The sequence below is a fragment of the Halanaerobium sp. DL-01 genome, assembly GCF_003338615.1.
Taxonomy (GTDB): domain Bacteria; phylum Bacillota; class Halanaerobiia; order Halanaerobiales; family Halanaerobiaceae; genus QPJE01.
In genome coordinates this window covers 24,416-51,360 of the sequence record NZ_QPJN01000010.1, presented here as the reverse complement: position 1 = coordinate 51,360, position 26,945 = coordinate 24,416, and the positions used below count along the sequence as shown (strand labels likewise).

31 protein-coding genes are annotated in these 26,945 nt (G+C 36.3%); 30 read left to right on the top strand and 1 reads right to left on the bottom strand.

What is annotated here, in order from left to right:
• The first annotated feature begins 22 nt into the window (after positions 1–22).
• From DER71_RS05255 to rho, 6 genes are all read left to right on the top strand, one after another.
• Positions 23–799: an enoyl-CoA hydratase/isomerase family protein gene (locus DER71_RS05255; RefSeq protein ID WP_114457926.1), complete on the top strand. Its 777-nt coding sequence runs from the start codon at positions 23–25 to the stop codon at positions 797–799.
• Between the two features lie 15 nt (positions 800–814).
• Positions 815–1,537 carry an HAD family hydrolase gene (locus tag DER71_RS05250; RefSeq protein ID WP_114474382.1) on the top strand — a complete coding sequence of 241 codons (723 nt, stop codon included), beginning with the start codon at positions 815–817 and terminating at the stop codon, positions 1,535–1,537.
• Between the two features lie 384 nt (positions 1,538–1,921).
• Positions 1,922–2,578 carry a hypothetical protein gene (locus tag DER71_RS05245; protein ID WP_114457924.1) on the top strand — a complete coding sequence of 219 codons (657 nt, stop codon included), beginning with the start codon at positions 1,922–1,924 and terminating at the stop codon, positions 2,576–2,578.
• Between the two features lie 19 nt (positions 2,579–2,597).
• Positions 2,598–3,452, top strand: coding sequence for a class II fructose-1,6-bisphosphate aldolase (locus tag DER71_RS05240; RefSeq protein WP_114474381.1), 855 nt, complete (start codon positions 2,598–2,600; stop codon positions 3,450–3,452).
• An 87-nt stretch (positions 3,453–3,539) separates the two neighbouring features.
• The gene (locus DER71_RS05235; protein ID WP_114457922.1) at positions 3,540–4,553 is read left to right on the top strand and encodes a sodium:calcium antiporter; all 1,014 of its coding nucleotides are present in this window, start codon (positions 3,540–3,542) and stop codon (positions 4,551–4,553) included.
• Positions 4,554–4,617: 64 nt separating this feature from the next.
• Positions 4,618–5,877 (top strand): transcription termination factor Rho, encoded by a 1,260-nt coding sequence (gene rho / locus DER71_RS05230; RefSeq protein WP_114457921.1) that lies wholly within the window; start codon positions 4,618–4,620, stop codon positions 5,875–5,877.
• A 94-nt stretch (positions 5,878–5,971) separates the two neighbouring features.
• On the opposite strand, the gene DER71_RS05225 is transcribed toward rho, so the two are convergent.
• A complete protein-coding gene (locus DER71_RS05225) occupies positions 5,972–7,522 on the bottom strand; it encodes an L-lactate permease (protein ID WP_114457920.1) in 1,551 nt (516 codons plus the stop codon).
• 253 nt (positions 7,523–7,775) lie between these two features.
• On the opposite strand from DER71_RS05225, the gene rpmE reads away from it, so the two are divergent.
• The 24 genes from rpmE to DER71_RS05105 all read left to right on the top strand — a co-directional run bounded on the left by rpmE (position 7,776) and on the right by DER71_RS05105 (position 26,881).
• Positions 7,776–7,991, top strand: coding sequence for a 50S ribosomal protein L31 (gene rpmE, locus DER71_RS05220; protein ID WP_114457919.1), 216 nt, complete (start codon positions 7,776–7,778; stop codon positions 7,989–7,991).
• Positions 7,992–8,095: 104 nt separating this feature from the next.
• Positions 8,096–8,674 carry a thymidine kinase gene (locus DER71_RS05215; RefSeq protein WP_114457918.1) on the top strand — a complete coding sequence of 193 codons (579 nt, stop codon included), beginning with the start codon at positions 8,096–8,098 and terminating at the stop codon, positions 8,672–8,674.
• A 5-nt stretch (positions 8,675–8,679) separates the two neighbouring features.
• A complete protein-coding gene (prfA, locus tag DER71_RS05210) occupies positions 8,680–9,753 on the top strand; it encodes a peptide chain release factor 1 (protein WP_199505565.1) in 1,074 nt (357 codons plus the stop codon).
• A 2-nt stretch (positions 9,754–9,755) separates the two neighbouring features.
• The gene (gene prmC / locus DER71_RS05205; RefSeq protein WP_114457916.1) at positions 9,756–10,613 is read left to right on the top strand and encodes a peptide chain release factor N(5)-glutamine methyltransferase; all 858 of its coding nucleotides are present in this window, start codon (positions 9,756–9,758) and stop codon (positions 10,611–10,613) included.
• Positions 10,614–10,768: 155 nt separating this feature from the next.
• The gene (locus DER71_RS05200) at positions 10,769–11,842 is read left to right on the top strand and encodes an L-threonylcarbamoyladenylate synthase (RefSeq protein ID WP_233486995.1); all 1,074 of its coding nucleotides are present in this window, start codon (positions 10,769–10,771) and stop codon (positions 11,840–11,842) included.
• Complete coding sequence (locus DER71_RS05195) at positions 11,839–12,336, top strand: low molecular weight protein arginine phosphatase (protein ID WP_114474380.1); 498 nt, start codon at positions 11,839–11,841, stop codon at positions 12,334–12,336. The genes DER71_RS05200 and DER71_RS05195 overlap by 4 nt, the downstream gene beginning before the upstream one ends.
• Positions 12,337–12,427: 91 nt before the next feature.
• Positions 12,428–13,057 carry a uracil phosphoribosyltransferase gene (gene upp, locus DER71_RS05190; protein ID WP_114457914.1) on the top strand — a complete coding sequence of 210 codons (630 nt, stop codon included), beginning with the start codon at positions 12,428–12,430 and terminating at the stop codon, positions 13,055–13,057.
• 122 nt (positions 13,058–13,179) lie between these two features.
• Positions 13,180–14,223: a glycosyltransferase family 4 protein gene (locus tag DER71_RS05185; protein WP_114457913.1), complete on the top strand. Its 1,044-nt coding sequence runs from the start codon at positions 13,180–13,182 to the stop codon at positions 14,221–14,223.
• Positions 14,224–14,453: 230 nt separating this feature from the next.
• Entirely contained in the window at positions 14,454–14,672 is a 219-nt protein-coding gene (locus DER71_RS05180; protein ID WP_114457912.1) for an AtpZ/AtpI family protein, read from the top strand.
• A 66-nt stretch (positions 14,673–14,738) separates the two neighbouring features.
• Entirely contained in the window at positions 14,739–15,398 is a 660-nt protein-coding gene (atpB, locus tag DER71_RS05175; RefSeq protein WP_114457911.1) for a F0F1 ATP synthase subunit A, read from the top strand.
• A 30-nt stretch (positions 15,399–15,428) separates the two neighbouring features.
• Positions 15,429–15,686 (top strand): ATP synthase F0 subunit C, encoded by a 258-nt coding sequence (gene atpE, locus DER71_RS05170; protein WP_114457910.1) that lies wholly within the window; start codon positions 15,429–15,431, stop codon positions 15,684–15,686.
• A gap of 14 nt (positions 15,687–15,700) precedes the next feature.
• Positions 15,701–16,108, top strand: coding sequence for an ATP synthase subunit I (locus tag DER71_RS05165; protein ID WP_114457909.1), 408 nt, complete (start codon positions 15,701–15,703; stop codon positions 16,106–16,108).
• Positions 16,109–16,145: 37 nt separating this feature from the next.
• Entirely contained in the window at positions 16,146–16,403 is a 258-nt protein-coding gene (gene atpE, locus DER71_RS05160) for an ATP synthase F0 subunit C (RefSeq protein ID WP_114457908.1), read from the top strand.
• A 172-nt stretch (positions 16,404–16,575) separates the two neighbouring features.
• Positions 16,576–17,076, top strand: coding sequence for a F0F1 ATP synthase subunit B (gene atpF, locus DER71_RS05155; protein WP_114457907.1), 501 nt, complete (start codon positions 16,576–16,578; stop codon positions 17,074–17,076).
• Positions 17,073–17,633 carry an ATP synthase F1 subunit delta gene (gene atpH / locus DER71_RS05150; RefSeq protein WP_114457906.1) on the top strand — a complete coding sequence of 187 codons (561 nt, stop codon included), beginning with the start codon at positions 17,073–17,075 and terminating at the stop codon, positions 17,631–17,633. The genes atpF and atpH overlap by 4 nt, the downstream gene beginning before the upstream one ends.
• Position 17,634: 1 nt before the next feature.
• Entirely contained in the window at positions 17,635–19,254 is a 1,620-nt protein-coding gene (atpA, locus tag DER71_RS05145) for a F0F1 ATP synthase subunit alpha (protein WP_114457905.1), read from the top strand.
• 2 nt (positions 19,255–19,256) lie between these two features.
• Complete coding sequence (gene atpG, locus DER71_RS05140; protein WP_114474379.1) at positions 19,257–20,144, top strand: ATP synthase F1 subunit gamma; 888 nt, start codon at positions 19,257–19,259, stop codon at positions 20,142–20,144.
• A gap of 24 nt (positions 20,145–20,168) precedes the next feature.
• The gene (atpD, locus tag DER71_RS05135; protein ID WP_114457903.1) at positions 20,169–21,581 is read left to right on the top strand and encodes a F0F1 ATP synthase subunit beta; all 1,413 of its coding nucleotides are present in this window, start codon (positions 20,169–20,171) and stop codon (positions 21,579–21,581) included.
• A 3-nt stretch (positions 21,582–21,584) separates the two neighbouring features.
• The gene (locus tag DER71_RS05130) at positions 21,585–22,022 is read left to right on the top strand and encodes a F0F1 ATP synthase subunit epsilon (RefSeq protein WP_114457902.1); all 438 of its coding nucleotides are present in this window, start codon (positions 21,585–21,587) and stop codon (positions 22,020–22,022) included.
• A gap of 120 nt (positions 22,023–22,142) precedes the next feature.
• Positions 22,143–22,703 carry a YueI family protein gene (locus DER71_RS05125; protein WP_114457901.1) on the top strand — a complete coding sequence of 187 codons (561 nt, stop codon included), beginning with the start codon at positions 22,143–22,145 and terminating at the stop codon, positions 22,701–22,703.
• A 103-nt stretch (positions 22,704–22,806) separates the two neighbouring features.
• A complete protein-coding gene (locus tag DER71_RS05120; RefSeq protein ID WP_114457900.1) occupies positions 22,807–24,057 on the top strand; it encodes a UDP-N-acetylglucosamine 1-carboxyvinyltransferase in 1,251 nt (416 codons plus the stop codon).
• Between the two features lie 102 nt (positions 24,058–24,159).
• The gene (locus DER71_RS05115) at positions 24,160–25,110 is read left to right on the top strand and encodes a 1-phosphofructokinase family hexose kinase (protein WP_114457899.1); all 951 of its coding nucleotides are present in this window, start codon (positions 24,160–24,162) and stop codon (positions 25,108–25,110) included.
• Between the two features lie 3 nt (positions 25,111–25,113).
• Complete coding sequence (locus DER71_RS05110; RefSeq protein WP_114474378.1) at positions 25,114–25,569, top strand: HPP family protein; 456 nt, start codon at positions 25,114–25,116, stop codon at positions 25,567–25,569.
• Positions 25,570–25,594: 25 nt separating this feature from the next.
• Positions 25,595–26,881 carry a cation:proton antiporter gene (locus tag DER71_RS05105; RefSeq protein WP_114457897.1) on the top strand — a complete coding sequence of 429 codons (1,287 nt, stop codon included), beginning with the start codon at positions 25,595–25,597 and terminating at the stop codon, positions 26,879–26,881.
• Positions 26,882–26,945: the final 64 nt, after the last annotated feature.

Sequence of the window (26,945 nt, the reverse complement as noted above, 5' to 3'; positions counted from 1 at the left end):
ATAGGCAAAAAGGAGGAGCAGTATGGATAGGGAGTTCGTTAAATGTGAATATGATGAACCTCTGGCAACTATTGTACTTGATCGACCTGAAGTTCTTAATGCATATAATGAGCAGCTGCTTGATGAGCTGTATGATACTTTGGAAGAGGTATTTGCTAACAAAAAGGTTGAAGCTGTTGTTATGACTGGAAGTGGGCATAGAGCTTTTTCTGTTGGAGGAGATATAGATTATCTGGAAACACTTAACAGCAGACAGGCAGAAGAACTTTCTTTAAAAGGGCATAAAATATGTGATTTAATTGAATACAGCAATCAGGTTGTAATTGCTGCAGTTGATGGTTATGCTTTAGGTGGGGGAATGGAGATTACACTTGCCTGTGATTTACGTATTGCGACCACAAGGGCACGCTTTGGGCAGCCAGAAGTGAAGCTGGGAGTTATACCTGGATTTGGGAGTACTCAGCGTCTTCCCCGTCTGATTGGAGTTGCCGAGGCTAAAGAAATGCTCTTTACCGGAAATATTGTTGATGCGACCCTTGCTTATGAACTGGGTTTAATTAATAAGGTAGTTACTCCAAGAACATTAATTCCATCTGCCAGAGAGATGGCTATAGAAATTACTGAGCGCTCTGCCCGTGCAGTATCAATGATAAAAAAAGCTATCAATCATTCTTACATAGATGGGCCAAAAGCCGGCAGCAGCTATGAGACTAAAGCATTCAGCATCTGTTTTGATACACAGGAACACAGAGATCGAATGAAAAAGATTAAAGATATAATTAAAGATGACGACAATTAGCAAGGAGGAGAAAATTTGCTGGCAGAAAAAAGAACCTTTCTTTTTGACCTTGATGGTACTCTTTTAACAATTGAACTTGATAAATTTTTAAAACTTTATTTTAATGCACTGGCAGAGGAATTTTCAAATATAACTTCTTCTCGAGATGAATTTATCAAAATTCTTATGAGTTCTACTGAGAAAATGATCAAGAACAGTGGGGAAAAGAGCAATCAGGAAGTTTTTATGAAAAATTTTTTTGAGAAGATCAAAACTGGCAACAGAGATAAAATAATTTCCCAATTTAATAATTTTTATAAAAATATTTTTCCAGAATTAAAAAAACAGCTTGATATAGATGACAGCACACCACCTCAAATAATAAATTATCTCAAAAGCAGAAATAAAAGACTTGTGCTGGCAACAAATCCAATTTTCCCTCGTGAAGCAGTTGTGGAAAGGCTCAGATGGGCGGGGCTAAAAGAAGGGGATTTTGATTTTATTAGCAGTTATGAAAATATGGAATCTGCCAAGCCAAATCCTAAATATTTTGTGGATTTACTTAATAAAATTGGAGAAAAAGCAGATAAAACTGTAATGATTGGCAATGACATACAGGAAGATATGGCTGCAGCAGAGGTCGGTATTACTACATATATAATAGAAGATTATATTATCGATAGGGGGAGTTCTACCGGGAATCCAGACTGGCGGGGTTCACTAAAGGAATTTTTAGAGATGCTTAAAAAGGAGTTATAGAAGTTAATCACTAGAAAACCTTACGGGCTTGCCCTTACGGATGAATAGTGCTTAATTATGAAGTAATATTTTTAAACTTATATATAAATTTTAAAATGCAGACGGTTAATAGGGATAATCTCTCATTTGCAGTGGGAGATTATTTTAATTTAGTGGGAAATTATATAACTTCAGCAGAAAACAGGAAATAATTTTGATATAAAATAGATTATTTTTTTGATTGAATAATTCTAAACATATATCAGTTAATTGATATTTTATTTTTAAATTTATCGCTTTTAGTATACAAAATATAAATGAAAAAAGGATTTTTTTATGTAATGAAGAATAGTTAGATTAAGGAGGTGAATACCTGGTCGTAAATATTGCAGGCCGGGATTAAAAATGTTACTAGAACTGTCCACCACAATTGCTGTAAGCTGTTCTGCCTGTGGGCGCCTGAGTACAGACGAAATTAATATATTTCAGCTGTCAGGTGGTACAGTCCACCAGTTAAAATGCAGCAGCTGTGGAGCAAAAAAAGTGTCTATAAAGAGAACAAAAAAAGGATATATTCAGATAGACTATTTTTGTCTGCTCTGCAGTAGTATACATAAAAAAATAGTTTCACCAAAAAAATTCTGGCATTCAGATCGAGTTACTCCTCTGCTGTGTAAGGAGACTGGATTAAACCTTGGATATTTTGGATCAACAGAAATGATAAAATCAGAACTTCAGCGGCAGAAGGAAGAGCTTAATATGATGGCTGATGAACTTGGTTTTGAAGATTTTGTTAATCCAGAATTGATGCTGGAAGTATTAGATTATCTGCATGATATTGCTGCAGAGGGGAGATTAAATTGTGAATGTGGCAGTCATGATATTAATATAGAATTATTTAATGATCGACTTGAACTGAGATGTAATAATTGTGAGGCATATATTGACATTTCTGTTAAGACAAGAGATGATTTAACAGAGCTAAAAAAAGAGGGAAGAGTGCATCTGCATTCTTTAAAGGGGAAACCTCATAATTCGAGAGATCCCTGGATAAATATTTGATTGAGGAGGAAAATATTTTATGAATCTAGTACCAATGGCAGAAATACTTAATGATGCACATAAAAAAGGATATGCAGTAGGTGGCTTTAATATTAATAACCTGGAATTTCTTCAGGGAATAGTTTGGGCTGCTGAAGAACTTAATTCACCATTGATACTTCAGGCAAGCGAAGGTGCAATTAGATATATGGGAATGGATTATGTTGCTGGGATGGTAGATGCAGCAGTTAAAAATACCAGTATTCCTGTGGCACTTCATCTTGATCACGGCAGCAGTTTCGAAAAAGTAATGCAGTGTATAAGGAACGGGTTTTCTTCAGTGATGATAGATGCTTCTAAACTGACCTTTGCAGAAAATATTGAACTGACAAAAAAAGTTGTAGAAGCTGCACATTCGGTTGGTGTCAGTATTGAAGCTGAACTGGGGACAATTGGTGGTACAGAAGATGACCACAAAGTTGAAGGAAAAGATGCAATGTACACTGATCCAGAACAGGCTAAAGAATTTGTTGATGCTACAGGTGTAGATGCCCTTGCAGTTGCAATTGGGACAGCACATGGTGTATATAAAGGAGAGCCTGAACTCGATTTTGAAAGACTCGATACAATTAAAAAACTTATCGATATGCCTGTTGTTTTACACGGTGCTTCTGGTATTTCAGCTGCTGATTTAAAAAAGGGAGTAGAATTAGGTGTTAACAAAGTTAATGTTAATACTGATTTTCAGCAGGTATTTACTGCAAAAATAAAAGAGCTTTTTGCTGATGATTCTGATCTCTATGACCCCCGTAAATACTGTGGACCTGGTCGGGATGCCATTAAAGAAAAAGTTAAAGAAAAAATTATGATTTTAGGAAGTAGTGATAGAGCATAATTTATAATTTTAATCTATAAGTGGGGGATTCCTTAATTTAGGAATTCCTCTCTTTTTGTTTGTGAAATTGTACGAAAGGAGCAAAAATTGACACAGATATGGCTGGAATTTTGTTTAATGGCATTACTCATAATAATATCCGGAACATATTTATCTCGATATGGTGATATAATTGCAGATAAGACAGGGCTTGGTCAGGCATTTATTGGAGGTGTTTTGATTGCAATGGCCACCTCACTACCTGAGATGGTCACAAGTATTACCTCTGCAGTTGTTGGTGCGCCAGATATAGCTGTTGGGAATGCTTTTGGAAGCAATACTTTTAATCTCATGATCCTCGCTTTTTCCGACCTTCTTCAGGGCCCTGGACCTCTTTTATTGAGGGTAAACTACAGCCACATTCTTTCGGGCCTGTTTGGTATTCTTCTTTCTGTAATTGTAGTTTTTAGTTTAATTGTTTCTCATTTTATGAACCTGGATTTAAGCATATTTGGAGTTGGAATTGACAGTATAATTTTGCTGTCAGTTTACATTTTTGGGATGAGATTAATATACAGATATGAGAAGAAAAATCCGCTTGATAAAGAAGATGAAGTAAGAGAAGATCTCCATTCAGATTTTACTTTAAATAGAGCATTGATTGGATTTGGTATATGTGCACTAATTATTGTGCTCAGCGGAATAAGGCTTACAGTAACAGCAAATTTAATTGCTGATATGACAGGTATTGATCAGAGCTTTATCGGTTCCATCCTTGTTGCAGCAGCTACTTCTCTGCCGGAACTGGTTGCTTCAATTTCGGCAATTAAACTTAATGCATATAATATGGCAGTGGGAAATGTTTTTGGGAGCAATATTTTCAATATGACCGTAATTTTTTTTGCAGATTTATTTTATCGAGACGGAATACTGCTGGCAGATGCTAAGATAGTGCATATCATTACAGCTATGGTTGGAATTTCTATGTCAGCAATAATACTAATTGGTTTGTTTTACCGCTCACGCCGCTCGCTATTTTTTCTGGGCTGGGATTCAATATTTGTCAGCATTATTTATTTTATCGGAGTTTATCTTCTTTTTCAGCTTGGACTTTCAGTATAATATTAATTTATATCAGTTATGCAGTTTATTTTAACTTTTTAATAAAGGAAAGGTGGTCTTAAATGTGTTAAATATTAGTGAACTTGAGAAAAAAACAATTACCGAACTACACAAGATAGCAAAAGATATGGATGTTTCTGGTTATTCACAGATGCGTAAAAAAGATCTCATATTTGCTATTTTAAAGAAAGGAACAGAAAAAGGAGGGCATATCTTTGCCGAAGGTGTGCTTGAGATAATAGCAAATGAAGGGTATGGATTTCTCCGTCCATCAAAATACATTCCTTCCAGTGATGATATTTATATATCAGCTTCACAAATTCGCCGTTTTGATTTGAGAACCGGTGATGTTGTATCAGGGCAGGTGAGGGAACCTAAAGATAACGAAAAATATTTTGCAATGCTTAGAATTGAAGCTGTCAACTATCAGGATCCAGAAAAGGCCAGAGATAGAGCCTATTTTGAAGATCTTACTCCGCTCTATCCTGAAGAAAGATTTAAACTTGAATATCATAAAAATGAAAAATCGTCAAGACTTATAGACCTAATTTCGCCTATCGGGAAAGGCCAGAGAGGTCTTGTTGTTTCACCACCGAAAGCTGGGAAAACAGTTCTTCTAAAAAAAATTGCCAACAGTATACGCCACAACTATCCGGAAACAAAAATGATGATTCTGCTGATTGATGAAAGGCCGGAAGAAGTTACAGATATGCGCCGTTCAGTAGACGCAGAAGTTATTAGTTCAACTTTTGATGAGCCGCCGGAAGAGCATATACAGGTGGCAGAGCTTGTTTTAGAAAAAGCAAAAAGACTTGTTGAACATAAATATGATGTTGTAATACTCCTGGATAGTATTACAAGACTGGCTAGAGCAGCAAATGTTACCATTCCTCCGAGCGGCAGAACCCTTTCTGGCGGTCTTGATCCTACGGCAATGCATTTTCCAAAAAAGTTTTTTGGTGGTGGAAGAAATATAGAAGAAGGTGGGAGCCTTACAATTATAGCTACCGCACTGATTGATACAGGGAGCAGAATGGATGATGTTATTTATGAAGAATTTAAAGGCACAGGTAATATGGAGCTTCACCTGAGCAGGCGTCTGGCAGAAAAGAGAATTTTCCCTGCTGTTGATATTAATCGTTCGGGAACCAGGAAAGAAGAAATGCTGATGAGTAAAGAAGAGCTGGAAGTGATCTGGAAGCTGAGGCAGTATATAAGTAATATGAATGAATATGACATTATGGAAACGATTTTAAAACAGATGAACAATACAGAAAATAATAAAGAGCTTCTGCAGGCGCTGCAGAAAATATTGAAAAATTAAAAAAACAGGTCATATCTGTTCAGCGAAAGATATGACCTGTTTTAAGTTGGAATATTTTTAATATATGGAATTCAATAATTGATATTTAAATAGTTTAAATTATAAGCTCAACAATAAGAGCTGTAAAACCTACTATTGTGCCGCTTATAAGTGTATAACCCAGGCAGCGCTTTATTATCTCTCCTTCTTTCCCGTGTATACCTACCACGGAAGTTCCCAGCAGTATCTTTGCCGGGGCAATCGCTGATCCCAGTGATCCACCTACTGATTGTGTTGATGCAATAATGTTTTGAGAAAAGCCAAGTAAATCAGCAGTATTTATCTGAAAAGCACCAAACAGTACATTGGAACTTGTATTACTTCCGGTTAAAAATGCTCCCAATATTCCAATTAAAGGAGAAAACAGTGGGAATAGTGGTCCACTCACTTTCGCCATACCGCGTGCAAAAGTAAATATCATGCCAGAATCATTCATAATCAGTGCAAGAACCATAAGCAGGAATACGGTCAAAACAGATGATTTTGCCTTCTGGAAGCTGCGGCTAAAAACACTTGATATATATTCTACTTTAAATTGATTTTTTGCAAAATACATTATCCCACCACTAATTGATGCCAGAAGCAAAAAGAAAATCGGATGTGAAAAAAGATGGATTCCCGAATAATTGATTTCTTCTGCAACTTCATAGCCCAGTCCTGTTGTAAAAGCAGGAAATGAAAGAGCAAAACTTATATCAGGCAGAATATTTTTAATAAACGGCAGTTGGAAAATAAGAACCGATCCTATGAGAACAATGTAGGGAAATAGTGCGGTAATTAGTGACATACCGCCATTTTTAAATGATATAAAATCTTCAAAAGACATTTTGGAGTTTTTAAATAATATGAATAAAAAATATGTACTTCCAATAAGGCCGGCCAGCAGTGATCCAACATGCGCAAAATTTCCGGCAGCCGCACCCAGCTGAGCAGCAGACATTAGTAAACTCATCGGCAGAATATATTTAAAATTTTTCTTAACTTCTTTTATACCACCGTAAATATGAGCTACAGCCAATCCTGTTGTAAAAACAGGTATAAAGAAAAATGAAGCAAGGATTACACCAAGTTTAACAGCTTCGAGACCTGTAACAAGCTGGAGAGCAAAGAAAGAAGATCCCATAGAACCAAAACTTATGGACCAGGAATGGCCGACAAGAACAGCAGTAATTGCTGTTAAAGGATTAAATCCAATTCCAATCAGTAGGGCACCGACAATGGCAATTGGCACTCCAAATCCTGTTACACCCTGAATAAAACCGGAAAATGCCCAGCTTAAACCTAAAAATTGGAGAGATCTGTTGCCGCCGAGATTTTTCATAAACTTCTTAATTGTTTCAAAACCACCAGAAATATCAACTATATTGAAGAGAAAAACAGCTCCAATTATAATTAATATTACATAAAGGCTTAAAGAAGTACCTTTACCTGCTGCAATAAGCAGCTGTTTAAAGCTCAACTTAAATATAAATACGGAAAATATTACTGTGAGTACAAGACTTATTAGTGCTGACTTTCTCGAATTAAGTTTAAGATAGGACATTAAAAAAAGTAAAACTATGATAGGTAATGCTGCGGTTAACCACATAAAAAAATTAAATTTCATTGTTTATTCCTCCTATTAAATTCTCTACTACTTTTTTAAATAAGTACAGCCAATATACACCTAAAACATTATACCATAATACTGTGGTAAGTTAAAAATAAATTCTACTAAACTACTTTTTTAATCTGCTTGCATAGCCAGTTTAGCTGTGTTATAATATGTTTTAGTTTAAGAATAGGCTGTAAAGCCAACAGTAAATAGAGACTTTTTTGCTGGTATTTTATAAAATTAGCATATAAGAGAGGTGATATAGATGCGTGAAGGAATCCACCCGGAAGTTAAGGAAACAACAGTAACCTGTGCCTGCGGCGAGGTTTATCATACAAAATCTACCAAAGAAGATATTCGGGTTGAAGTATGTTCCAGCTGTCATCCATTCTATACAGGTAAACAGCGTAAAGCCAAAAAAGGTGGTCGTGTCGAAAGATTCAATAAAAAATATGGAATTTCAGAAGAAGATTCTGAATAAATCCAATTGGAAATCATTTTACTTTCTGCTGCAGGGCTTAGATGCTCTGCTTTTTTTTTAGATAAATTGTCATAATTAAATAATACTGCAGAGAGGATGAGAAGATGTACAAAATTACTAACAGCGGCTGGATTGAAGTGATCACTGGTCCAATGTACTGTGGAAAAAGCGAAGAATTAATAAGAAGGATCAAACGAATTAAAATAGCCCAACAGCAGGTAAAGGTTTTTAAGCCTGCTTTGGATGACAGATATAGCAGAAAAAATGTTGTTTCACACAGTGGGCACAGTATTCAGGCAGTTCCAGTAGATCATCCTGAAGAAATTTTTAAAAAGATAGACAGTTCTTCAGATGCTGTTGCTGTAGACGAAGCCCAGTTTTTTCATAAAGATCTCATTGAAATATGTGAAAAAATGGCTGATATGGGAATGAGAGTGATAATTGCTGGTTTGGACAGAGATTTTAGAGGTGAACCATTTGGGCCTATGCCTGAACTGCTGGCCAGGGCAGAATATGTAGATAAACTTCACGCTATCTGTATTAAATGTGGAGAACCTGCCAGTAGAACTCAGCGGCTGATAGATGGCAGACCGGCTTCATATGATGACCCGGTAATTTTTGTTGGCGCAGAAGAAGTTTATGAAGCACGCTGCCGCAGCTGTCATGAAGTCAGGAGGAGATGAATATAATGTTTGATTTACAGAGAAAGCTCGATGAGCTGGAAAATAAATATAAGGATTTAAATAAAAAGCTAAGTGATCCGAAAGTGATTAGTGATAGTAATAAATATCAGAAACTGCTGAAAAAGCATGCGAAAATGAAGCAAATAGTTGAAAAATATAGAGAATACAAAAAAGCTCTGAATGGACTTGAAGAAGCAGAAGAAATGCTCGAATTGGCAGATGATGAAGAAATAAAAGAACTGGCAGAGATGGAAATAGATGAACTGCAGCCGGTAAAAGAAAAGCTGGAAGAAGAGCTGCCTATAATGCTGCTTCCCGATGATCCAAATGATGAAAAAAATGTTATAGTTGAGATTAGAGCCGGAGCAGGTGGAGATGAGGCAGCACTGTTTGCAGCAGACCTTTACAGAATGTATTCCAAATATGCTGAATCACAGGGCTGGAAGGTAGAAGTTATGAGTGCAAATGCTTCCGGAATTGGAGGCTATAAAGAAATAATTTTTACCATTGAAGGTGAAGATATATATAAAAAGCTTAAATATGAAAGTGGAGTTCACAGAGTTCAGAGGGTTCCATCAACAGAATCAAGCGGCAGGATTCATACATCGACAGCAACTGTAGCTGTACTTCCAGAAGCGGAAGAAGTTGATGTAGATATAGATCCAAATGATCTCAGAATAGATGTTTACAGATCAAGCGGACCTGGTGGGCAGAGTGTAAACACCACAGATTCAGCTGTTAGAATTACTCACGAACCTACAGGTTTAACTGTCTCCTGTCAGGACGAAAAATCTCAGCACAAAAATAAAGCAAAGGCTATGCGCATACTGCGGGCCAGACTGCAGGAAAAAATGGAACGGGAAAAACAGGCAAAACGAGATGAGGCAAGAAAGTCTCAGGTAGGTTCGGGAGACAGAAGTGAAAAAATACGCACCTATAACTTTCCTCAGGGAAGGGTTAGTGACCACAGGATTAATCTAACTGTTCATCAGCTAGATAAAATTCTTGATGGGGAACTTTCACAGGTTATTGATCCACTTATTGAGGAGGATAATCTTAAACGTCTGGAGAAGATTTAATCGTGAATATTAAAGAATTACTTTCTAAAACTGATAATTTTTTCAATAAAGTTGGACTTGATTCACCAAGACTCGATGCCGAAGTTCTTCTGGCAGATCTCCTGGATATGGAGCGGATAAAACTTTATGTAAATTTTGATTACCCCCTTAGCTCTCAAGAACTGAAAGAATATAGAGAAAGAGTTAAACAGCGGGCAAAAAGAATACCGGTAGCTTATATAACGGGAAAAAAAGAATTTATGTCTATGAAATTTTATGTTGAACCTGGTGTGCTGATTCCCAGGCCGGAAACTGAACTTCTGGTAGAAAAAGTTATTGATTTTTGTAAAGAAAATAAATTAAAAAGTGCAAATATTGTCGATATTGGAACCGGGAGTGGAGCTGTTGCCATCAGTCTGGCAAAATATGTGAAAGATGCTTGTACAGTAGGGGTAGATATATCCCAAAAATCTGTAGAAGTAGCCAGAAAAAATTTGGCTGAACACTCTCTTGAAGAAAGAGTCAGTATTGTAAGGGGCAGTCTTCTGGAACAATTTATAAAGAGAGATATCAATAATGTTGATATAATTGTATCCAATCCTCCATATATAAAAGATGAAGATATGGCCAGTCTACCGCCAGAAGTGAAAAAAGAGCCCACATCTGCACTTGCTGGTGGTAAAGAAGGCCTGGATTATTATAAAAAAATAATTCCACAGGCTGAAAAAGTATTAAAAAAAGATGGACATATATTTTTCGAAATTGGTGATGGACAGGCTGAAGATGTTCTGTCATTTTTTGGAGAAAGATGGGAAGAAGAAAAAATGTATAAAGATTATTCCGGTAGAGAAAGGATAATTAGTGCCAGATTTGTAGGATAAAAAGTTTAAAGACAGCTGAAATATCTTAAAAACAGTTAAAAAGTTATTAGGCAAATAAAAGTCTAAAGAATAAGTGAATATAATAATTTAAGATGATATTTCAAACGAGATTTTAATATTAAAAGCTGATTTCAAGCAAAAATGGAGATATAAAGATGTATAATACTAAAATATTAAAAATCGAAAACACAATAATGCAAAAAACCAGCATTGAACTAGCTGCAGAAAGTAAAGTAATTCAAAAAGCTGCCGAATATATCAAAAGGGGAGAATTAGCAGCATTTCCAACTGAAACAGTTTATGGTCTTGGTGCAGATGCACTTAATTCTAATGCAGTAAAGAAAATTTTTGCAGCTAAAGGCAGACCACAGGATAATCCGCTGATTGTTCATGTGGCAGATTTAAAACAGCTAAAACAGATTATTAAAGGTGAACTGTCAGAAGTTTCGCGAAAGCTTATCAATAAATACTGGCCTGGCCCACTTACCCTGATTTTTCAGAAAAGCAGCACTTTACCTGATAGAACAACTGCTGGTCTTGATACTGTTGCGGTAAGAATGCCTGATAACAAAATTGCGCTGGCTCTAATAAAAGCAGCTTCTCTGCCGATTGCTGCTCCAAGTGCAAATACTTCCGGTTATCCAAGCCCCACAGAGGCTGAACATGTCTATAATGATTTGAACGGGAAAATTCCAGTTATTATTGATGGTGGACCCTGCCGTGTTGGTTTAGAATCTACTGTGCTGGACATTCGTGGAGAGAAACCAGTTATACTGCGTCCGGGTGGAATCACCAGAGAAGATCTTAGTAAATTTTTAGATGTTGAGATTGAGAGAATGGATGTGGCAATAAAAGAAGAGCAGAAGGTTCTTTCACCTGGTATGAAATACAGGCATTATTCACCTGCTAAACCTGTGTTTTTATTCAATGAGGAAAGTTTTTCGGTGATGGTAAAAAGATCTAAAAATATTAGAGCAGCTGTCATAACAGCTGAAGAAACAAAAATACCATCCGCACTTCAAAAAAGATGGAAAATATTAAAAGTTTTTTCACGCAAAAATCCTGAAATGCTTGCCCAAAAATTATTTTCACTTCTGCGCTGTTTGGATGAAGATAAAAATATCGAAGAAATATATGTAGAAAAGGTCAGCAGTAGAGGTATTGGAGAAGCAGTTATGAACAGAATTAAAAAAGCTGCTTTAGATGATGATCTTATTCCAGGGAGGTGAAGATCATTAAAAATATTCTTTTTGTGTGTACAGGGAATACCTGCCGCAGCCCGATAGCAGAATATATTTTCAGAGAATTTATAAAAGATAGGGGTTTGGAAGATAAGTGGAATATACAGTCTGCCGGTGTATCTGCAGTTAACGGAAGCAAAATCAATGAAAAGGCAAAAACTGTTATGGATGAGATTTCAATAGATACATCAGACCACCGCTCAAAAAATATTAAAGATATTGATCTGGACAGGCAGAATTTGATCCTAACGATGACCCGCAAACACAGCCGAGTTCTGATACTAAACTATCCTACCTGTGCGGATAATACCTTTACATTAAAAGAATATACAGGCTCAGAAACTGAAAAAGATATCAGTGATCCTTTTGGACGTTCGGTTGATTTTTATAGAGAAACAAGAAAAGAAATAGAAGTTGAATTAAAAAAATTATTAAAAATGATAGATAAATTTGATAACTATGAGAAGGAAAAGAAGCAGTAAAAGAGAATAATTTATAATGAGAGAGTTTAAATTGAATTAATTTTATCAACGCATAAAACAAAAATATAATTTACAGGAAGGGGATTTTAATTTGGGCAGAGTACATGTTGTAGATCACCCATTAATTCAGCACAAGTTAACTTTAATTCGTGATAAAAATACGGGACCTAAGGAATTTAGAGAGCTGGTAGATGAAGTTGCGACACTGATGGCATATGAAGTAACAAGAGATTTGCCTCTGGAAAAAATAGAAGTTGAAACACCAATTAAGAAACAAAAATTCAATATGATTTCTGGTAAAAAAATAGGGATTGTTCCAATATTGAGGGCAGGTTTGGGTATGCTGGATGGTATATTAAAATTAATTCCAGCTGCAAAAGTTGGTCATATTGGACTTTATCGCGATCCAGATACTCTGGAAGCAGTCGAATATTACTGTAAATTACCCACTGATGTTGAAGAAAGAGAACTTATAATAGTTGACCCTATGCTTGCTACAGGTGTTTCTGCTATGACAGCTATCAAATTTATTAAAGAAAGAGCCCCCAGAAATATAAAGCTGATGGTTTTAATAGCAGCTCCAGAAGGAATCAAAAAAATTCAGGATGCGCATCCTGATATAGATATCTGGACAGCAGCTATAGATGAAAAATTAAATGATCATGCTTACATAGTGCCAGGACTTGGAGATGCTGGAGACCGCCTTTATGGTACAAAATAACTGCTGCCACTTGTGCCACTTGTACCGGGTACGAAAAGGCCTTTTCGTACCCGGTACCAACTAAGGCGATATGTACCCGGTACCAACTACGGTACCAACTGAAAAACTGGAGGTAGAGTGATTTGTTTTATTTTTCTGCACTTCTCATCAGCTTAATACTGTCCTTTATTTTTACACCACTTGTTATAAAGTTTGCCCCTGTGGCAGGATTTATAGACAAACCCGGGCAGAGAAAAATAAACAGAAGAGCGGTTCCGACTGCAGGTGGAATTGCAATTTATCTTTCTTTTATTATTACTCTGCTACTATTTATGCCTTTAAACAGGACTATTGAAGGTATAATTATTGGTGGAACTTTAATACTTATTTTGGGGTTAATAGATGATAAATATGAACTATCTGCTCTGGTTAAGTTTACAGGCCAGATTGCAGCTGCATCTATTCTTCTTTTTTATGGTGTGGAAATAGAGTTTATTACAAATCCCTTTGGAGGGCTGCTTTTTCTGGGGATTTATTCAGCACCTTTTACAATTTTCTGGATTGTCAGCATAACAAATACTATCAATCTTATAGATGGACTGGATGGTCTGGCGGCAGGTGTATCTGTAATTGCTGTTTTTACACTTTTTGCTGTTGGACTGCAGGAAAATCAGCTTACAGCTTCTATGCTGGCTGTAATAATGGCCGGAAGCTGTCTTGGTTTTTTGAAATATAACTTTAATCCGGCTCGTATTTTTATGGGTGATACAGGAGCCATGTTTACCGGATATATTATTGCTGCAATATCAATCACCGGTGCCTTAAAAAGTGCAGCAGCAGTTACCGTTTTTGTTCCAGTTTTAGCTTTAGGTGTACCTATATTTGATACAGCTTTTGCTATCATTAGGCGTCTTTTTAACAAAAAACCGATTGGAGAAGCAGACCACGGACATATACATCACAGGCTGCTTGCCATAGGACTTAATCAAAAACAGGCTGTGCTGTCTGTTTACTTAATTAGTATAATTCTTGGTATAGTTGCACTAATAGTCAATGGATCCAATTTTGAGAATGCTTTAATTATTATTGCTGCAGTTATTGCTGCAGTTATATATGGTGCCCGCAGGTTGGGAATTTTTTCTGTGGAAATGCCCGTAGATGGGAAATCATTAGAAGACAGCTGTTAAAAATGTTATCGTTTAACAGATAATTTTTAATAACGGTAATACAATAAAAAGGAGTTTTTCCATTTTTCAACTTTAAAATAGATTAAAACTGTTTTAGTATCTTAGAGTTAATTAGTAAAACATAAAGGGAGTTAATTTCAAATAAGGGAAAAAAATAGTTAATTTTTTCACAAATATTGTTTGCAAGTTGTTTTTTTATGTAATACAATATTAAAAAAGGTTAGATAATTATGAAACAGGAAGACTGGCGTCGTATAATTAAAGCAATGTCTCTTTTGACACAGGTTGGATTGATGATTGTTGTTTCAGCCGGAATTGGTTTTGGTATTGGATATTTTATCGATTATCTAATTGGATTTGAACTTTTATTTAAATTAGCAGGGCTGATTACAGGAGTTATTGCCGGGTTTTATGCAGTTTATAAACTGATTTTAAATACATTAGATTGAATATTCAGCATTACAACATTAAATTTTTTAATTTTTAGTTAATTAATTTGAAAGGAGGCGCTGATTTTGAATCCAGGACCACAGATAAAATTTTACCTTTTCAATAAGGAATATCTGCCTGTTACAGATACTTTGATAGTTGGTTGGGTATCGGTAATTTTAATTTTGATACTGGCAAAATATTTAACTTCAAATTTAAAAATGAGGCCGGAAGGAAAACAAAATGTTGCCGAGATGATAATTGAACTCATCTACGATCAGATTGAACCTATGCTTCCAAATGAAGGATGGAGGTTTTTACCTTTTATAGCCACAATATTTATTTATGTTGGTTTCAGTAATTTAATTGGTCTGGTACCAGGGGTTACGAGTCCAACAGGTGATTTGAATACAACATTAGGTCTTGCCTTAGTGGTTTTTATAGTGGTTCAATTAGAAGGAATGAGAGAGCATGGAGTGTGGGGATATATAAAAAGTTTTGCCGAGCCTGTTATTTTTCTACTTCCTATCAATGTTATTGGTGAACTTGCAAAACCTATTTCTCACTCATTCCGTCTTTTTGGGAATATTGTTGGTGGGGGAATAATAATGACATTGATTTATCAAGCAGCACCGGCACTTGTACCTGTTCCACTACATGCCTGGTTTGATTTTTTTGTTGGTATGATACAGGCACTTATTTTTGGTATGGTAGCAATTGCTTATATTTCTGTTGCTAAATCTTAATTTGTTTTTTGCGAAAGGAGGCTTTTCTTTATGATAGAGTTTTCTCCAGAAGTAATCAGAACAGTAATACGTACTGCTTCATTAATTGGTGCAGGAGCAGCTTTAATAGCAGGAGTTGGTCCCGGGATCGGTATGGGATATGCTGCTGGTAAGGCGACCTCTGCGGTAAGACGGCAGCCTCAGGCCAGAGGCGCTATAATTACAACAATGCTTTTAGGACAGATTATATCCGGTTCAACCGGTATATATTCACTTGTAATCGCTATTTTTCTTGTTTTTAATACTTAAGGGGAGTTTTGCTGATGAAAGAAATCCAGGATCCGGTTAAAATGCAGAAAGAAATTATCAAAAAGACCTACTTAATTTCACTGTTTCCTATTATTTCATCACTTATTGCAGGATCATTTGATGTTTTTCTTGGATTTATATTTGGACTCATTATCAGCACACTTCTTTTGAGAATTAAATATAATAATATCCGCAGGGCACTTGATATGAACATGGAAAAAGCAGAAAAATTTATCAGAAACAGATATTTTATTGAATATGCCCTGTATTTTATAGTTCTTTTTACATCTGCAAGAAATACTAGAATTAATTTTCTGGCTGCAGCTGTGGGATTATTTATGATGAAATTTACTGTTGTTTTGTGGTCTGTCATTGATTTATTTAAGGATACTTTTCAAAGTAAAATTGATGAGTATAAATAATATTTTTGTTTTTTAATATTGAAAGGAGGAAATTATAATGGTAGAATTTTCACCACAAGTAGCTGAAACTATTATTAGAGCAGCAGCTCTGCTCGGAGCAGGTTTTGCAATGATTGCAGGTATTGGTCCAGGTGTTGGTCAGGGATATGCTGCTGGAAAAGCTGTTGAATCTGTAGCAAGAGATCCTGAAGCAAGAGGTAATATTATTACTACTATGCTTCTTGGTCAGGCAGTTGCTGAGTCAACAGGTATCTATTCTCTGGTTATAGCTATTGTTTTGATCTTTACTATATAAGTCTGTGTTTAAGTCGGGAGATTTTTCTCCTGACTTTCTGGTATTATTTTAAAGCACAGAATAATTAAGATCAGAACCAAATTTCCCACCGAATAGGTGGGATGAGAATATAATTACCTAGATGTTTAGGTTTTATAATATATGAACTTAGGTTCAGGAGGTGAATGTACTCTTGGTTAATATTAATGCTACCATGTTTTGGGAAGTATTAAACTTCTTTATATTACTTTTTTTATTAAGAAGATTTCTTTATACACCCATTAAAGATATGCTGGACAGTCGAGCTGCACAGATTAATGGTGATTTAGATGAAGCAGAAAAAATGAAATCTGAAGCTGCAGATCTTAAGGCCCAGTATGAGCAAAAATTGAAAGATGCTAGAAGTGAAGCTCAGAAAATTATTGATAATGCAGAAACCAGGGCTAATAAACGAGCCAAAAACATTATAAAAGAAGCAGAAGAGAAAGCAGAAAAAGTAAAAGAGAAAAAGATGGAAGAAATAGAACAGATGCGCAAAGAAACTATGGCTGAAATGAGGAATAAAATTGCTTCGTTTACAGTTCTTGCTGCCGGCCAGCTGATCCAGGAGCAGCTGGATGAAGAAAAACACGAAGTGATGATAAATCAATTTATAGATGAATTAGATAGTGATAAGCTGGGTGAAATTAAATGAAAAATGAAATAGCATCTAAATACAGCAGAGCATTTTTTTCTCTGGGGAAAGAAAAAGATAAATTAACAAAATTTCGTGAAAATCTAAATTCTTTCTGGGAAACTGTGGAGAAAAATGAAGATTTAAAAGAAGTTTTGTTTCATAAAAGAATTTTACCTGAAGATAAAAAAACTATAATAGAAAAAATATTTAAAGATCAAATAGAGGCAGAAGTACTTAACTTTATATTTATTTTAATTGATAAACGCAGGGAATACAGTTTTGAAAGTATTTATAAAGAATTTAATAAACTTGTTGATAAAGAAGAAAAAATCCTGCATGTTGAAGTAAGTACTGCTGTAGAAATGAGCCAGAAAAGCCGGGAAAAATTGAAGGCGAAACTGGACGAAATGTTAGATTATACAATTATAATTAACAGCAGGGTGAATCCTGATATTATTGGTGGCCTGGTAATGAAGATTGAAGATTACATAATTGATGGCAGTATCAGGTATCACCTGGACAAGCTACATGAAAATCTTAAAATGATACCAGTAAGTAAGTTAGGGGTGAATTAATTTGAAATTGAGACCTGAAGAAATTAGTTCTATCATAAAAAAAGAGATAGAAAATTATGGAAAAAAAATAGAGTCTGTAGGTGTTGGTACTGTTCTCGATGTTGGGGATGGTATTGCACATGTATATGGACTTGATGATGCCATGTCTGGAGAACTTCTCGAATTTCCAAATGGTGTCTTTGGTATGGCACTTAACCTTGAAGAAGATAATATTGGTGTTGTTCTTCTAGGGGATGAAAAGAAAGTTGAAGAAGGTGATGATGTAAAGAGAACCGGACGTGTTGTAGAGGTTCCAGTTGGAGAAAGCCTATTGGGAAGAGTAGTGAATCCACTTGGACAGCCGCTTGATGGTAAAGGATCAATTGAAAGTGATAAATACAGACCTGTTGAATCAGAGGCACCCGGTGTTGTTGAAAGACAGCCGGTGGAAGTACCTCTACAGACTGGATTAAAAGCTATTGATTCAATGACACCAATCGGCAGAGGTCAGCGCGAATTAATTATTGGTGACCGACAGACTGGAAAAACAGCGATCGGTATAGATACAATTATAAATCAGAAAGATAATGATGTAATATGTATATATGTTGCTATTGGTCAGAAGAACTCTACAGTAGCACAGCTAACTGAAAGATTAAAAGAAGAAGGAGCAATGGATTACACTATAGTAGTTTCTGCTACTGCCAGTGAACCAGCTCCGATCAGATATATTGCTCCATATGCCGGCTGTGCAATGGGAGAATATTTTATGTATGAGCAGGATAGAGATGTTCTTGTCATATATGATGATCTTTCCAAACATGCTGTTGCTTACAGAGCCATGTCACTTCTTTTGAGGAGGCCGCCTGGCCGTGAAGCATATCCTGGTGATGTATTTTATCTTCATTCCCGTCTTCTTGAAAGAGCTGCAAAGCTTAATGAAGAAAATGGAGGTGGGTCTCTGACAGCACTTCCAATAATTGAGACACAGGCAGGTGATGTTTCGGCATATATTCCTACAAATGTAATTTCTATTACAGATGGTCAGATATATCTGGAAAGTGAACTTTTCTTCTCAGGTGTAAGACCTGCTGTTAATGTAGGTATTTCGGTATCTCGTGTTGGTGGTAATGCACAGATTAAGGCCATGAAAGATGTTGCCGGAACTCTGAGGCTGGACCTTTCTCAGTATCGAGAGCTGGAGGCTTTTTCACAGTTTGGCTCAGATCTGGACAAAACAACACAGCAGAAGCTGGCACGTGGAGAAAGAATAGTGGAAATACTTAAACAGGATCAGTATTCTCCAATGCCGGTAGAAGAACAGGTAATTATTATATATTCTGTTGTAAATGGTCATCTTGATGATCTTCCGGTTGATAATCTGGGCAGATTTGAAAAAGAGTTCCTGTCCTTTTTGGACAGCAATTATCCAGAGATTGGAAAAGAAATTAAAGAAACAGAGAAATTATCTGATGAATTAAAAGAAAAATTAAATTCAGCAATAAAAGAATTTAAAAATATGTTTCAGGTAAGGGAGAATAAAATTGTTGATACAGATTCCGAAGATCTGGACAAAGACAGCAAATCAGATGAAGCAGAAAAAGAAGAAAAAACCGAAGCAGAGGAAGCTGAGGTGATTTAATAATGCAGAATATGCGCGATATACAGCGTAGAATAGGTAGTGTAAAAAACACTCAGAAAATAACCAGGGCCATGAAGATGGTTGCGGCAGCCAAATTAAGAAATGCTCAGGATAGAGCAGAAGATGCCAGACCTTTTTTCAATAAAACTGTTGAAGTTTTAACAGGTGTTTTTTCAAGAACCAGTGAAGGTCTAAATCATCCTCTGCTTGCAGAAAGAGAGGGTGACAGGCATCTCATAATTGCTATTTCTGGTGACCGAGGACTCTGTGGTGCATATAACAGTAAAGTTATAGCAAAAACAGAGGAATTAATGAAAAAACAAAAAGAAGCTTCTTTAATGCTGCTGGGACGTGTGATAAGAGATTACTTTAGCCGACGCAGTGCTGACATCATGTCCGAATATGTACAGCTTGATGATTATCCTGGTTATGATTTTGCAAATAAGCTAGCTGACGAAATTATACATCATTTTAGAGAAGGTGATGTAGATAAGGTGAGTATTATCTATACACATTTTAATTCTGCAATAAGTCAGAAAGTGAACTCACTGCAGCTTCTGCCGGTAAAAAAATTTGCTGATGAGGCTCCAAAAGTAGAGGACAATGCAGCAGCTGAAGGGGAGAAAAATTATGTTGATTATATATTTGAACCTTCACCTGCTGAAGTTTTTGACAATATCCTGCCACAGTATTTAATAAATGTAATTTATTCGGCCCTTCTGGAATCAAAAGCCAGTGAATTTGGCGCCAGGATGACCGCTATGGATTCTGCAACTGAAAATGCAAATGAAATGATAGATAATCTGACTCTGAAGTATAATAGAGCACGTCAGGCAGAAATAACAAAAGAAATCACCGAAATAGTTGGCGGTGCGGAAGCTTTAAAATAAAGTTTTGATAAAGGAGGAATTTGTGTGAGTGACCAAAATATTGGCAGAGTGATTCAGGTAATCGGTCCGGTAGTTGATATAGAGTTTCCCGGCGGGAAATTACCTAAAATCTATAATGCCATTAAGATAAAAAATGAAGAGAACGACATAGATTTAACCTGTGAAGTTATGCAGCAGCTCGGCGATAACCGGGTTCGTTCAGTTGCAATGTCTTCTACAGATGGTCTTGTTAGAGGAATGGAAGCTGTAGATCAGGGAGATCCAATCAGTACACCGGTTGGAGAAGGAGTACTGGGGCGAGTTTTTAATGTCCTGGGCGAGACAATTGATAACCGGGGAGAGGTAACTACTGATGAAAGAATGCCGATTCACCGCCCGGCTCCAACGTTTGAAGAACAGGAGACATCAACCGAACTTTTTGAAACAGGTATCAAAGTAATTGACCTTCTTGCACCATATACCCGTGGTGGTAAAGTTGGATTGTTTGGAGGTGCAGGTGTAGGAAAGACTGTACTAATTCAGGAACTGATTAATAATATTGCTACAGAACACGGAGGATACTCTGTTTTCTCAGGTGTAGGTGAAAGAACCAGAGAGGGTAATGACCTCTGGCTGGAATTTCAGGAAGCAGAAATACTGGATAAAGTGGCCATGGTTTTTGGCCAGATGAACGAGCCGCCTGGAGCCCGTATGAGAGTTGGACTGACTGGGCTTACAATGGCTGAATACTTCCGTGATGAAGCCGGACAGGATGTACTTCTGTTTATTGATAATATATTTCGTTTTATTCAGGCAGGTTCTGAGGTTTCTGCACTTTTAGGTAGAATGCCTTCAGCGGTTGGTTATCAGCCTACTCTGGCATATGATGTTGGTGCGCTTCAGGAGAGAATTACTTCAACCAAAAAGGGTTCTATTACATCTGTACAGGCAGTTTATGTCCCTGCAGATGATTTGACAGACCCTGCTCCAGCGACAACCTTTGCTCACCTTGATGCTACAACTGTACTTTCTAGAGATATAGTGGAAAAAGGTATTTATCCGGCGGTAGATCCTCTTGATTCAACATCCAATATACTGGATCCCCGGATTATTGGTGAAGAACACTATCAAATTGCGCGTCAGGTACAGGAGATTCTTCAGGAATACAAAGATCTGCAGGATATAATTGCAATCCTGGGAATGGATGAACTTTCTGAAGAAGATAAAATTGTTGTAAATAGAGCCAGAAGAATAGAAAGATTCTTATCTCAGCCATTTTTTGTAGCAGAACAGTTTACTGGTACACCAGGCCGCTATGTAGAAATTGATGATACCATTAGAGGCTTTAAAGGTATTCTGGAAGGGCGCTATGATGATCTGCCAGAAGAGGCGTTTTATATGGTAGGTACTATCGAAGAAGCTGAGGAAAAAGCCAAACGGCTGGAAGAAGGTGAGTAGTCCATGGCTGCTGATCCAAAAATTCAGCTTGATATAGTAACCCCACAAAAACTTGTTTACAGTGACAAAATTGATATGCTTGAAGGACCAGCTATAGATGGACTTATTGGTATTTTACCCAGACATGCTCCACTTGTTACAGCAATGAAGATAGGTATTGTAAAGATTCGTAAAGATGGAGAAGATACAGAAATAGCTATAAGTGAAGGTTTTATGGAAGTTCAGCCTGATAGAATAAATCTTGTAGTTAGAACTGCAGAGATGCCGGAAGAAATAGATGTAGAAAGAGCAGAAGCAGCAAAAAAACGGGCAAAAGAAAGAATGGAGTCTGAAAAAGATAGTATTGATTTTGTTAGAGCAGAAGCTGCCTATGAGAGAGCTATTGCAAGATTAAAAGCAGCCCAGCATAAAGGGCACTCTCTCGGCAGCTATGGCAGGTAGAGATAAAGCAAAATAAAAAAATATATTATTCTTTAGAGAGCTGAGAAGCTCTCTTTTTTTATAAGTTGATTTTGCATAAAGCTGTAGAAGTGATAAAATGATATCAGGAGGTAAGTTTTAATGAATAAAAGTAATAATAACAATAAATTGGAGCAGACTGTTAGAGATGGTGCTTTTGGTCCTAAAGAAATAAAAAAGGGAGAAAAAAACAGATATTTAGGTGAATTTGAAGAAAGAATTATAGCTTATCTCAATTATAATCAGGTAATGGATAAAGCAGTATATCCGGAAATAAACGAAGTACTTTCACTACCTGAGGCAGAAAAATTAATAATAAGGGGAGATATTCCCAAAAATAAAAGCAAAAAATATATAGAAATGGCACAAAAAAATGATGTAAGATTTATTAGAAAAAGTTCTCCAGAATTCAGAGGAGAAGTCGCACTTGCAGTAGCAGGGAAAAATACAGTAAATACAAAAAAAGGAAAGATAATTGACAGAGAAGAAAAGTTGCAAAAACGGGGTTTATCTGATAATATTATAAAGAATGCTGGAGCTGTTTTGTGCAAAAGCTGCTGGCAGGAATTAATGAAAAAAGCACCGGAAGAAAAAATAAATTACCGTAAAGCTGGAATACTGGACAGGCTGTCCGGTACAGGCTGTATAGGCTGCCGTAAATAATATGGGAATTTTTGATTTTCAAATGAGAAATTCTTGTTATTTAATTTAGCATAAGGATATTATACGGCCTTTAAAGGCAAAATCTAGAAAGGAGCTTTTAGAGGTGGGGAAATTTATAATAAATGGACAGAGATCTATTAGAGGAGAAATAAAAGTAAGTGGAGCAAAAAATGCAGCACTGCCAATTATTGCTGCAGCACTTCTAGCTGATTCAGAGAGTGTTCTTCAGGATATACCACAGCTCAGAGATGTAAAAAATCTGTGTGCAATTATTGAGCAGATGGGTGCAGATATTGAGGTAAAGCAGAAAACAATTATTATTGATCCAACATCTGTAAATAAATGTGAAGCTGATCATGAACTGGCTCGAAAATTGAGGGCTTCATATTATATACTGGGGGTAATGCTTAGCAAATATGGACATGCCAGAACAACACTTCCCGGAGGCTGCAATATTGGCAACCGACCGATTGATCTGCATTTAAAAGGATTTAGAGCAATGGGAGCTGAAGTTCGTATGGAGCATGGAGTTGTAGAGGTAAAAGCAGATAAACTTAAAGGTAGTCAGATTTATTTAGATTATCCCAGTGTGGGAGCAACAATTAATATTTTACTTGCTGCAACTATGGCAGAAGGAAATACTGTAATAGAAAATGCCGCAAGAGAGCCGGAAATTGTTGATTTAGCAAACTTTTTAACAGTAATGGGGGCAGAGATAAAAGGTGTTGGAACAGATGTTATAAAAATAAATGGTGTGGATGAATTGCATGGAGCTGAACACAGGATTATACCTGACAGGATAGAGGCGGGTACATATATGATTGCAGGTGCAATTACAGGTGGTGATATTTATGTCCGTAATGTTTTAACAGAACATGTAAAACCATTGATAGCAAAAATGCATGAAATGGGGATTGAGCTTAAGGAAGATATATCAGGTGTTAGAGTTAAAGGAACGGGCCATTTAAAGGCTGTAGATATAAAGACACTCCCCTATCCGGGTTTTCCAACTGATATGCAGTCGCAAATGATGGCACTGCTTACACAGGCAGATAATACAAGTATGATAATAGAAACTGTCTGGGAAAATAGATTTATGCATGTTGATGAATTAATACGCATGGGAGCAGATATAAAGATTGATGGACACAGCGCACTTTTAAAACCTAGCCCCCTCACAGGTGCTGAAGTAACAGCTACAGATCTCAGAGCAGGTGCAGCTCTTATTCTGGCTGGTTTGGCTGCAGAAGGTACAACTGAGGTGAGAGATATTCACCATATTGAACGGGGTTATGAGAATATAGAAAAAAAACTCTGTTCAGTTGGTGCTGAAATAAAAAAAGTAACAGATTAGTCTCCTGCCCGCTGAATAATTTCAGCGGTTTTGTGATTTAATTGGGCTCATAAAAAACTATTTGATTTGACGTAACGCTAATTTAATGAGGAGGGAATATTAATGATTACAACAGTTACTTTAAATCCTTCGATTGATAGAGAATATTTTGTAGATAGTAACGAAATTACAAAAAATCAGTTTATCTACAATGAAGAGTATTTGAGGGTTTATCCGGGAGGAAAAGGCCTCCTAACAGCTATTAATTTAAAGAAATTTACCTATCCGGATGTTCAGAACATTGGTTTTGTAGGTGGTAAACAGGGATCTTTTTTCGAGAAGATGGTTCAGAAATATAAGGTAATTACAAATTATATCTATACTGATAAAGAAATAAGAAATAATGTAAAAATCATTAGTAAAAACCCCTTTTCCTATACACAGTACAATGATTATACATATAAAGTGGATAAAATTGATGTAGAAGATCTTATTAAACGTTACAAAAGAGGAATTGTAGAAAGTGAGATAATTGTAATAGCAGGATCAATTCCGGAAGGGGTTGGTTTTGATATCTACAAAATTTTGATAGATATAGCCCACAATATGGACAAAAAAGTTTATCTGCAGGCAAGTGGAGAAGCCTTAAAGCTCGCCCTTTCGGCTGAACCAGAATTTGTCACACCATATTTTAAACATCACAAGTCAATCCTTGATAAGGAAATCAAGAGTAAAAAAGATTATATTAAAGCCGGATTGGAAATGCAGGATAGAGGTGCAGAATATGTGATGATACCATTTCACTGTGACAGACTGCTTTTTGATGCAGATGGCAGAGTATATAAACTTACACCGGATGATTACTGTATAATAAACTGGCTTGGTGCAGGTGATGCATATAATGCTGCCTTTTTGGATTATGTATATCAAAATGGCTTTGATTTTCTAGAGGCAAACAGACATGGTGGTGCAGCTGCACTCTGGATTGCTGAAAACAAAAAAGTTGTTCTAAATAATGGAGAAGATTTTAAATGCTGTCTAAAAAGACTTCATATAGAAGAGCTGGAGGTTTGATAGATGAAGATTGTAAGAGATTATATGATGAGAAGTATGAATTCAGTAAGTTCAGATGATCTGGTTGAAGACGCTATAAGAAATATGTATAAATCTGAACTGTCGGTTTTACCTGTGGTAAATGATCAGAATAAATTTATTGGGACAATTTACAGCAACAACATATTAAAGAATATTATTCCAGAACAGTTTGGATTTATAGAAAGCCACAGAATTTTTTATGAAGTAAATCAGGCAGTAGAAAACCTTGATGATATAAGAGATGAGAGAGTGGAAAAGTATATGTCGAAAGCCACTGATGTGGTTAATGAAAATGAAGATATGAATAAAATTGCAGACATTATGCTTAACAATAAAGAATCTCTTTTGTTTGTAGTAAATAATGGAGGATATCTGCAGGGATATATATCCAGGGCAGACCTTCTTCATTTTTTACTGGACGAGGCAAAGAAAAATTAATTTTAGTAAAAAATGAGGTGGAAACATGGATACAGCTGGTCAAATTTCGCTTAGTTTAGAACAGATGGAAAGCTGGATTGTATTTAATAATGTTGGCAGCAAATCGATTTACCTAATTGGAATTTTCCTGATACTCGGACTGTCTGTTGTGATTCTTGCAAAAAAATATGGAGTACCAATAGTTGTTGGATATGTATTTTTGGGTATTCTTCTCAGTCCGGATTTAATAAAAATGCTGCCATTTATCACTGAAGATATCAGCAGCTGGTATACATTTGTTATCAGCAATCTGGATTATGTGACAGAAATTGCTCTAGCATTTATAGCCTTCACAATTGGAAGTGAACTGTCCATAAAGACATTTAAAAGGCTGGGGAAAAGTATTTTTTATATTGTTTGTTTTGAAGCAGTGGGTGCTTTTGTTATGGTAACTGGAGCAGTTTACATAATAGGAAAGCCACTTTACATGGCCCTGCTTTTTGGATCAATTGCATCTGCAACTGCTCCGGCAGCAACAGTTATGGTATTAAAAGAATATAATGCTGAAGGACCTTTAACTTCAACCATTATGGCTGTAGTTGGGATAGATGATGCTGCAGCTCTGATAATATTTAGTTTAATCAGCCCTGCTGCATATCTGCGCTTTCAGGGCGGGGGCAAAATTGAGCTTCAGAAAATTTTACTACTGCCGCTGTTTGAAATATTTGCTTCAATAGCTCTTGGGCTTGCAGCCGGATATACTGCTCAGTATCTGCTGACATTATTTGAAGAAAAAACCAAAAAAGTAATGACTGTGGTGGCATTAATAATCGGGACTTCTGCTGTATCTCTATTTTTTGATATTTCACCACTTATAGCAAATATGGCGGTTGGTTTTGCAGTCAGAAATTTTGCCAAGAAAAATCTGCAGATTTCCGAATATCTTGATACAATAACAATACCTTTATATGCAATGTTTTTTATGCTGGCCGGTACAGAAATACGTTTTTCCAATATGGGTTCCCTTAGTTTTCTGCTCATAGCTTTTACTTACTTAACAGCGCGTATGATCGGTAAGGTGGGGGGATCAACTCTGGCGGCCAGGATTTCCGGTGCACCAGAATCAGTTCAGAAATATATAGGTTTTGGTCTTTTTCCACAGAGTGGTGTTGCTATTGCCCTTGCATATACTGTACAGAGGCAGTTTTCGGCAGCCCCGGAAGTCGGTTTGCTGATTTTTAATACACTTCTTCTTACAGCAGCAATAACAGAAGTTATTGGACCACTTGCAACAAAATATGCTGTTATAAAGTCTGGAGAAGCAAAAGAGTAACTGCAGCAGGATTTGCCGATCATTTATAGAAATAATATGTTAAAGAAATGAAATATTTATTGGT

What these genes read in the sequence shown, in the direction of transcription:
- DER71_RS05225 (WP_114457920.1), bottom strand. Translation starts at nt 7,522, where the DNA reads ATGAAATTTAATTTTTTTATGTGGTTAACCGCAGCATTACCTATCATA.
- atpG (WP_114474379.1), top strand. Translation starts at nt 19,257, where the DNA reads ATGCAGAATATGCGCGATATACAGCGTAGAATAGGTAGTGTAAAAAAC.
- DER71_RS05125 (WP_114457901.1), top strand. Translation starts at nt 22,143, where the DNA reads ATGAATAAAAGTAATAATAACAATAAATTGGAGCAGACTGTTAGAGAT.
- DER71_RS05245 (WP_114457924.1), top strand. Translation starts at nt 1,922, where the DNA reads ATGTTACTAGAACTGTCCACCACAATTGCTGTAAGCTGTTCTGCCTGT.
- prfA (WP_199505565.1), top strand. Translation starts at nt 8,680, where the DNA reads ATGTTTGATTTACAGAGAAAGCTCGATGAGCTGGAAAATAAATATAAG.
- DER71_RS05180 (WP_114457912.1), top strand. Translation starts at nt 14,454, where the DNA reads ATGAAACAGGAAGACTGGCGTCGTATAATTAAAGCAATGTCTCTTTTG.
- DER71_RS05215 (WP_114457918.1), top strand. Translation starts at nt 8,096, where the DNA reads ATGTACAAAATTACTAACAGCGGCTGGATTGAAGTGATCACTGGTCCA.
- DER71_RS05200 (WP_233486995.1), top strand. Translation starts at nt 10,769, where the DNA reads ATGTATAATACTAAAATATTAAAAATCGAAAACACAATAATGCAAAAA.
- DER71_RS05240 (WP_114474381.1), top strand. Translation starts at nt 2,598, where the DNA reads ATGAATCTAGTACCAATGGCAGAAATACTTAATGATGCACATAAAAAA.
- DER71_RS05130 (WP_114457902.1), top strand. Translation starts at nt 21,585, where the DNA reads ATGGCTGCTGATCCAAAAATTCAGCTTGATATAGTAACCCCACAAAAA.
- DER71_RS05165 (WP_114457909.1), top strand. Translation starts at nt 15,701, where the DNA reads ATGAAAGAAATCCAGGATCCGGTTAAAATGCAGAAAGAAATTATCAAA.
- atpE (WP_114457908.1), top strand. Translation starts at nt 16,146, where the DNA reads ATGGTAGAATTTTCACCACAAGTAGCTGAAACTATTATTAGAGCAGCA.
- DER71_RS05110 (WP_114474378.1), top strand. Translation starts at nt 25,114, where the DNA reads ATGAAGATTGTAAGAGATTATATGATGAGAAGTATGAATTCAGTAAGT.
- atpE (WP_114457910.1), top strand. Translation starts at nt 15,429, where the DNA reads ATGATAGAGTTTTCTCCAGAAGTAATCAGAACAGTAATACGTACTGCT.
- DER71_RS05105 (WP_114457897.1), top strand. Translation starts at nt 25,595, where the DNA reads ATGGATACAGCTGGTCAAATTTCGCTTAGTTTAGAACAGATGGAAAGC.
- rpmE (WP_114457919.1), top strand. Translation starts at nt 7,776, where the DNA reads ATGCGTGAAGGAATCCACCCGGAAGTTAAGGAAACAACAGTAACCTGT.
- DER71_RS05255 (WP_114457926.1), top strand. Translation starts at nt 23, where the DNA reads ATGGATAGGGAGTTCGTTAAATGTGAATATGATGAACCTCTGGCAACT.
- DER71_RS05115 (WP_114457899.1), top strand. Translation starts at nt 24,160, where the DNA reads ATGATTACAACAGTTACTTTAAATCCTTCGATTGATAGAGAATATTTT.
- atpH (WP_114457906.1), top strand. Translation starts at nt 17,073, where the DNA reads ATGAAAAATGAAATAGCATCTAAATACAGCAGAGCATTTTTTTCTCTG.